7 protein-coding genes are annotated in these 8,566 nt (G+C 38.8%); all 7 read right to left on the bottom strand.

The genetic code is table 11. The features are described 5' to 3' along the window. Positions 1-395: 395 nt before the first annotated feature. On the bottom strand, positions 396-1,892 hold the full coding sequence (gene lysS / locus FC65_RS07010) for a lysine--tRNA ligase (protein ID WP_056972073.1): 1,497 nt from the start codon (positions 1,890-1,892) through the stop codon (positions 396-398). Between the two features lie 149 nt (positions 1,893-2,041). Further along, positions 2,042-2,926 (bottom strand): Hsp33 family molecular chaperone HslO, encoded by an 885-nt coding sequence (gene hslO, locus FC65_RS07005; protein ID WP_010499610.1) that lies wholly within the window; start codon positions 2,924-2,926, stop codon positions 2,042-2,044. Positions 2,927-3,125: 199 nt separating this feature from the next. Beyond that, the gene (ftsH, locus tag FC65_RS07000) at positions 3,126-5,216 is read right to left on the bottom strand and encodes an ATP-dependent zinc metalloprotease FtsH (protein WP_056972072.1); all 2,091 of its coding nucleotides are present in this window, start codon (positions 5,214-5,216) and stop codon (positions 3,126-3,128) included. Positions 5,217-5,306: 90 nt separating this feature from the next. Then, positions 5,307-5,849, bottom strand: a complete 543-nt coding sequence (gene hpt / locus FC65_RS06995) for a hypoxanthine phosphoribosyltransferase (RefSeq protein WP_056972071.1) — start codon at positions 5,847-5,849, stop codon at positions 5,307-5,309. Between the two features lie 4 nt (positions 5,850-5,853). Continuing rightward, positions 5,854-7,212: a tRNA lysidine(34) synthetase TilS gene (tilS, locus tag FC65_RS06990; RefSeq protein ID WP_056972070.1), complete on the bottom strand. Its 1,359-nt coding sequence runs from the start codon at positions 7,210-7,212 to the stop codon at positions 5,854-5,856. Positions 7,213-7,330: 118 nt separating this feature from the next. After that, positions 7,331-7,834, bottom strand: coding sequence for a S1 domain-containing RNA-binding protein (locus FC65_RS06985; RefSeq protein WP_056972069.1), 504 nt, complete (start codon positions 7,832-7,834; stop codon positions 7,331-7,333). 149 nt (positions 7,835-7,983) lie between these two features. Then, positions 7,984-8,388 (bottom strand): FtsB family cell division protein, encoded by a 405-nt coding sequence (locus FC65_RS06980; RefSeq protein ID WP_010499622.1) that lies wholly within the window; start codon positions 8,386-8,388, stop codon positions 7,984-7,986. Positions 8,389-8,566: the final 178 nt, after the last annotated feature.

Genomic DNA, 8,566 nt, shown 5'->3' with positions numbered 1-8,566 from the left:
CCACGCTGAGCAAAAATGTCAACAATAATTTCAAAAAAATTTAATTGAATATTTACTGGGCGTGAAGAAAAATCAGAAACTTAATAACTCATCAATCAGCATATATAAATATACCGTTTCTCTTTGCCTTCGTCAAGACGTCTTTTAACAGACTAAATCATTCACTGATCAAAAAACCAAACTTAAGTTAAATATCACGGTCAATAATTCGTGTTAGAGTCTGATTCAATCAGTGTAACTACTTCTCACCAAATAAAAGTAAGTGGAATCACAAACATAAAAAAATTGGCTTTTATTTTAAACGATCTGAATAAAAACATAAATCAAGGTTCTATTTTTCCAAAAAAATACCGCTGATCATGAGAACGATCAACGATATTTTTTAAAATATGAATTTATTTGTTTTCTTCAGGTCTCAAAGTTGGGAACAAAAGAACATCACGAATAGAGTCCGCATCGGTCAGAAGCATAACCAAACGATCCATACCAATACCTAATCCACCAGTAGGAGGCATACCATACTCCATGGCTTCAAGATAATCTTCATCGATCCCCTCAGCTTCATCGTTACCTTCTGTCCGTTCTTTAGCTTGGGCTTCAAAACGTTGACGTTGATCAATTGGATCATTCAATTCAGTAAAAGCATTAGCATACTCATTACCTAAGATGAATAATTCAAACCGATCAGTAAATCTAGGATCATCTGCATTCTTCTTAGCAAGAGGCGAGATTTCGACCGGATGACCATAAACAAAGGTTGGATCAACGATATTATCTTCACAGAAATCTTCAAAGAATTGATTAATGATATGACCGACCTGCCAGTATGCTTCATAATGAACATTATTTTCATCGGCTAATTTACGTGCATCTTCTAATGACATTTCCTGCCAAAAATCGATACCAGTAACCTCTTTGATCATGTCTACCATATGCACACGACGGAAAGGTTTGTTAAAATCAACCTCATTGCCTTGATATGTTATTTTGTTATCGTCAGAAACAACTCGGCATGCAGCCTTAAAGATCCCTTCAGTTTCATTCATAACATCCGTAAAATCAAAATACGCAGCATAAGACTCAAGCATTGTAAATTCTGGATTATGCTTAGTATCAATACCTTCATTCCTAAACACGCGGCCAATTTCATAGACACGTTCCATACCGCCCACGATCAAACGCTTCAAATGTAATTCCAAAGCGATACGTAAGTAAAGCTTAATGTCTAGCGCATTATGATGAGTTTTAAAAGGTCTAGCAGAAGCGCCGCCAGCTTGGTTATGCAAAACAGGTGTTTCAACTTCTAAGAAACCTTCTGTATCCAAATAATTTCTAACAGTAGCAACGATTTGACTGCGGTGTACAAAACGATCATAACTTTCTCGATTAGTAATCAGATCCAAGTATCGCTGACGATAAATCTGTTCAACATTTTGTAAGCCATGATACTTATCAGGTAGTGGACGTAAAGCCTTAGACAAAAATGTTAACTTACTAACACGTAATGTCAGCTCCCCCATATCTGTCTTAATAACTTCTCCTGTAACACCTAAAAAGTCGCCCAAATCAGAACGTTTAAAAACATGGTAATTATCTTCACCTAAAATATCTTTACGGACATACAGCTGCATCTTGCCTGTCCGGTCTTGTAAATCAGCAAAACCAACCTTGCCTTTTCCACGTTTAGCAACCATCCTGCCAGCAATCGTCGCTGTAACTCCCTGGTCATTTAATTCCTCTTTAGTAAGCCCTTCGTATTTTTGATGAAGATCCTCATTATATGAATCTCTATCAAATCTATGTCCAAAAGGCGCAATACCTTCATCACGTAACTCATCTACTTTTTGACGTCGAACTCTTAATTGGTCATTCATTGACTGTTGATTAGCCATCGATTACCCTCTCTTTCCACTTTTACATACAAAAATAGTATAGCACACCAACCTTTTAAATATAAACTAACTTATTGATCCTTTTGCGCGGTGGCTACTTCTTATTTTAATAATTTGCCATATCTTCTCAAATTTAGCGACTAAAATAATTATGCCTGTGCCTTTTTCTCTATTTCTAACAACTCTTCTTCTGAAAATTGATATTTTGTTCCACAAAACTGACAAACTGCTTCAGCACCGTGATCTTGTTCGATCATTTCATTAATTTGAGAACTAGGTACTGACGCAAGTATTTCGGCAAAACGTTCCTTGCTGCAATCACATTCAAACTTAACAGGCATCGTGTCCAAAACTTGCACATTTTCTTTACCTAAAATCTCATATAGCATTTCCTCAGGTGTTTTCCCTGCCTGCATCATTTTTGAAACCATCGGGATCTCGTTTAATCTTTGCTCCAAATGATCCAACACTTCATCACTAGCACCTGGCATTACTTGAATCATAAAACCGCCAGCTGTTTCTATCGAATTATCATTTTGAACAAAAACTGACAACCCAACGGCAGATGGGATCTGTTCGGATTTAGCCAGATAATAAGTAAAGTCTTCACCCAGTTCCCCCGAAACAAGCGGCACTTGCCCGGTAAAAGGCTCTTTTAAGCCCATGTCCTTAGTAACTGACATCATCCCCTGTGTGCCAACTGCCCCTTTAACATCAATTTTATGTTTGTCATTTAAAGGTAAATGAACATGAGGATGCTGCAAATAACCTTTCACTGTCCCATTTGCATTACCGTCCACCACGATCCCGCCAACAGGACCATTTCCTTGGATCTTAACAGTCAGCTTGTCATCCCCAGACAAAGAAGCAGAAGATAAAAGAGCTGTTCCGATCATACTTCGGCCCAATGCCGCAGAAGCAGCACTCCAAGTATCATGAACACGTTGTGCATACGCCACTGTATTTGTAGCATCTAATGCATACGCCCGCAACTGTCCATCATAAGCTAAACTTTTTACTAAATAATCACTCATGAAAATTCTCCTTTTTATATATAAATCAACAAAAAGCAGTATTACTCTAACGAAACAAATGAGACTACTGCCTATTTAAATTCCCTTGAAAAAATATACTTACAAATTGTAGCATATTAAGTTTTACAAATAAAAAGAAATAGCGAACAGTTTTGCTATTCACAAAAACCGTCCACTATTCTAAACTTACAAATTCAATTTAACTATCATTTTCATGATGATCATCTTCATGAGGATAGAAAGTCTCAGTTTGATCAGAAGATGAAGTTTGATCATCATTTTGACGATGTTCAGCCTTCTTTTCTGCTTCTTTACGTTCAAGAGCTTTCTTAGACTCTTCGAAAGTAGCAGCTTCCTTTTCACTAGGGAACTCATTGCTTTCATCGGAGGATGGCATCTTTCCTGTATTATACAAACTCAAGATCTGCTTTTCATCCAATGTTTCGTATTGTAACAAAGCTTCAGCAATTGTCTTATGCTGCTCTCTGTGTTCCTCAATGATCTTCTTAGCTCTTTCCATCTGTTCATTTGAGATGCGAATAACTTCATCATCGATCACATTGGCTGTTTGACCGGAATAATTCGGTTGTCCAGCATATTGACCAGGAGTCATACCACTTTGTCCTTCATACTGAACAGGACCAAGTTTGTCACTCATACCATACTGAGCGACCATCGCGCGAGCCAACTGAGTAGCTTGCTGGAAGTCATTTGAGGCACCAGATGACTGAACATGGAAGATAATTTCTTCGGCAGCACGGCCACCCATCAAACCAGCAATTTGATCTTCAGCATCTTTTTTCGATAACAAGCCCTGATCTTCCTTAGGCAACATGATAGCGTAACCGCCGGCACGTCCACGAGGAACGATAGTGACCTTATGGACCACACGAGCGTCATTTAAGACCAAACCAATGATCGTATGCCCAGCTTCATGGTAGGCAACAGTCTGACGTTCCTTCTTGTTAACAACTCGATCACGTTTAGCCGGCCCAGCAATCACACGATCTTCCGCTTCGTCTAAGTCACTAGCGTCAACGGCCTTTTTATTACGCCGTGCAGCTAACAAAGCAGCTTCATTCAGTAAGTTTTCCAAGTCAGCCCCTACGAAACCAGGAGTTTGTTTAGCAATCATCTTCAAGTCGACATCTTTAGCCAAAGGTTTGTTCTTAGCGTGAACTTTCAAAATTGCTTCACGTCCCTTGACGTCAGGACGGCCAACTAAGATTTTTCGATCAAAACGACCTGGACGAAGCAAAGCTGGATCCAAAACATCAGAACGGTTAGTAGCGGCCATAACAATAACGCCCTCGTCGCCTTGGAAACCATCCATTTCAACCAGCAATTGGTTCAAAGTTTGCTCACGTTCATCGTGACCGCCGCCCATGCCGCTGCCACGTTGACGTCCAACAGCGTCGATTTCATCGATAAAGATGATAGAAGGAGCGTTCTTTTTGGCGTTTTCAAAAAGATCACGTACACGACTTGCACCAACACCAACGAACATTTCAACGAAGTCAGAACCTGAGATCGAGAAGAAAGGAACCCCAGCTTCACCAGCAACAGCCTTAGCCAGCAAAGTTTTACCAGTACCAGGAGGTCCCTCTAGCAAAACACCTGAAGGGATCCGGGCACCCAGTGATAAGAACTTACGTGGATCACGCAAGAATTCAACAACTTCAACTAACTCCTGTTTTTCTTCCTCTTCACCAGCAACATCGGAGAAGCGAACCTTATTGTTCTTTTTCTCGACTGGCTTAGCCTTGGATTTACCAAAGTTCATTACTTTACCATTGCCGCCGCCTTGACCAGCCTGACCGATCATCATATAGAAGAAGAAAATCATAAAGACTACCGGCAACAAGTAAACCAGTAACTGGATCCAAATACTACTCGACTCTTCTTCTTTGGCTCCATTTTTGACTTTATTTTTCTGCGCATATTTCTGTATTTGATCAACCGAGGAATCGTTAGTCAAAATATTAGTCGTAAATGACTTAACTTGAGGGGATTGAACACTGCCAAGACCATTAAAACTATTGGACTTATTTTTAGCCTGATGAGGTTTTTTATAAGTACCGGTGATTTTATAAGTGCTGCCAGATGGCTGCATCGTAAAACCTTTGACATTATCCTTCTGAAGTTGAGTTACGAACTGACTAGACTGGATCTGCTCTGTACTTGTATTCGATTTACTACCGAAGAAGTAGTACATCACACCCATTATTCCAAGGAAAATCACAATATAAAACAGACTATTTTTTAGTAGTCCATTTTTCTTGTTGTTCATATTTTTCCTCCTTAAGCCTTTTCAACGCGTCAAAAGACGGCCGTTGAAGTTATGATAACACATTTGACCTTATTTGACTATTATTGACGTTCAATTATCAGAATAAATTTTTGGTTTTAAAACACCGACATAAGGCAAGTTTCTGTAATGTCCTAAATAGTCCAAACCATAGCCGACCACAAATTCATTTGGAACTTCAAAACCAACGTAATCCGGAGTGACCCCTTCGACCCGCCGTTCTTTTTTATCAAGCAAAGTGCAGATCTTAACGGAATTGGCTTTTCGGTGTTCAAACAAATCGACCAGAGTCTGTAAGGTCCGCCCAGTATCGATAATGTCCTCAATTATCAAAACATTGCGTCCCTCAACAGAAACGTCAAGATCTTTGATGATCTTGACAGAGCCTGAAGAAACCTGAGCGTTACCATAACTAGAAACTGACATAAAGTCTAATTCACAGTATGTATCGATCTCACGTACAATATCAGACATGAACAAAATCGCACCCTTTAAAATACACACAACGAGTGGATTTTTATCAACGTAATCTTTTGTGATCTGTTGTCCTAACTTTTTTGCAACTTGCTGGATATCTTCTTTGCTATAAAGAATCTTTTCGATATCGTCATTCATGAAGCTACCTCTTTTCCCCGCTTATTTTCCTATAAATCACTATGTAATGAATTTTATCATTTACATCTTGTCGTGACAAATTTGATTTCTTGTGCCCTACTATCCACAAAACCTCATTATTTTCATTACCAACTACCCACACCTTTGCTCTTTGGTCAACCGGCACTTTTCTATCGATCAAAATCTTTTTTACTTTTTGCTTGCCGATCGATGTGCACAACTTGTCGCCAAAAAGTCGATGGCGCACATCTAAAGGCAAAAATTCAGCAGTTATTTCTAAAACATCGTCATTTTCCGCCGTCAGCGTCCCCGCGGGAAAAAGGCCTATTTTTTCATTTGGACTCAAGTCTACCCATTGTCCTAAAGTCAGTCTTTGTTTGAAAGTGCCAATTTCGTCTGGCTGAGCAACAGTTATGACTCCAAATAAATGATAATTTTTATAAAAGACTTTTTGGCCTTTCACGTCTATTTTCCCTTGAGGACGTCGTTCATTTTCCAGCAGTTCGATCATTTCGTTTACCTGCCCCTCATTGATCTCACCTACTTGTTGTTCACAAATCAAGCGCAACGTGGCTTTCTTTTCAGCAACAGGCCACATGAGCCATTTTTCTGTTCGATAGCCCTCAGGAGTCGAAATATCAGTGATCAACTTGCTAAGACTACGTTTGGACACTGAGAATAATTCATTCAATTGCTGTTGATAAGAATTCAAATGTTCAAGAAAGTGCGGAGATTCCTGTTTAAGCAATGGGACGACCTCATGTCGAATTCTATTTCGCAAGAATTCATCTGAACTATTTGTTTGATCTTCGAAAAAAGTCAACTGCCGTTGATTAGCATATGCATACAAACTTTTTTTTGCAAAGAATAATAATGGTCTTGATAAATAACGATCACTCATAAAAGATCTCTGGAATTGAATCCCTTTTAATTGACTCAGATCACCACCACGGATGAGTTTCATCAAGAACGTTTCTGCTTGGTCGTCTGCATGATGCGCCGTCAGCAAATGTTTGATCCCAAAACTTGTCATGATATCCGCAAAAAAGCGATAGCGAAAATGACGACCAGCTTCTTCGATCCCTGCAGATGGATGTGTGTTTTTAGGCCATTGAATTGTATGAAAATTCAGGCCATGATCTAAACAATATTGCCGCACATATTCTGTTTCTTGCACGCTTTCCGGGCGCAGACAATGATCGACTGTTGCCACGTGGATCACCGGCCTGATCGAATAAGGCAGTTGCCCTAGCAAATCTAATAAGACCATAGAATCGACTCCACCAGACACGCCTACTAAAACTGCCTGTTGTCCGATGTTTAGCTGTTCCCAAATTTGTTTAAATTTTAAGTTTAAATCCATTTTTGTCACTCTCGCATAAGATAATTTGCTTTAAATTGATTCGCTAATTAATGAATTAGGAGGCACAACATAGTTCATCCAATGTTGTACCTCCTAAAATTACTATATAAAAACGAACTTAGCTGCGTCGACCGCCGCGCCCGCCTCGTTTTCCTTCAGTATTGCGTTTCAATGAAGTTAGTCGTTCATCGCTTTGTTTCATAAACCCAGCTAGTAAAGAATCAAAATCATCCTTTTTATGTGAGTCATTTTTATGAGAACTAAAACTCCTCTTTTTATTATTGTTATGACTTGACCGATCATTGAAATTCTTGCCGCCATTATTGTGTGTATGGGGCTTAGAATTATGTTCATTTTGATGAGACTGATGGCCATGGTTCTGAGATGAGGCGGATGCCTTTCTAATCGAAAGTGCGATCTTGCCATCGTCAGAAATAGACAAGACCTTGACTGTCACCTCATCGCCAACTGAAAGAACATCGTGAATATCTTTGACGAACCCATCTGAGATCTCACTAATATGAACCAAACCATTTTTATGCTCACCTAGATCAACAAAGGCGCCAAAGTTTGTAATACCTGAAACTTTACCAGTTACTTTTGAACCTACTTCAATTGACATATAAAATTTTTGTTCCTCCTAAGAAAATGTCTACAACAAGTATACCACGACGTTCAGCTGAATTGTAAAAAAAATAAAAAGATACCATTCAACAGCATGAAAGTTCCGACCTTTACTAAATCATGGTTGAACAACCGATGCTCAGAGCGTCAATTATCGTTCGTCACACTTTTAGACCGGTCTTCAGGTAAATTGTAGATCGTTTCATGTTTCTTAGAATAAAAATAACGTTCTCTAATATATTTCTGCAGATATTCAGGATCTTTAAGCTGTTTGACCTGCAATTTGAGATCTGCATTTTGAGATTTTTGGCCAGTTAATTCTTTTTGTGCGGTCCTTGTCTGTGTGTTAATCTGACGTGCTTGGGTATAATTTTTCACGATCTGCACAGAACAAATAAGTGTTACTATCAAGGCAAACGCCACCAAAATATGCATGTGGCGACGGTGCTTTTTCTCAACTAAGTATTCTTGTTGCTTTTTATCATTGGAAGAGGTTTGCTGACGATAGTATTCGTTATTTAGGACCTTAACATTCGATTTTTTCTGCGCCATTAAAAGCGCCCCCTAAATTTACTGATAGTAAGTTTCCACGTTAGTCTGATTATATCAAGAACCGTAATAAAATTCTATTAAGTGCTTTTAAATTAAAAAAACTATTTCAAACTCACTCGTGCAAAGTGAGTTTGAAATAGCCTATTATAACTAAAGGTTGAAAGTTAAAGAATACTTG

Origin of the sequence: Ligilactobacillus acidipiscis DSM 15836 (assembly GCF_001435755.1) — a bacterium.
Lineage (GTDB): Bacteria > Bacillota > Bacilli > Lactobacillales > Lactobacillaceae > Ligilactobacillus > Ligilactobacillus acidipiscis.
Note: the sequence above shows the minus strand (reverse complement) of the source record. Positions and strands in the feature narration are given on the sequence as shown.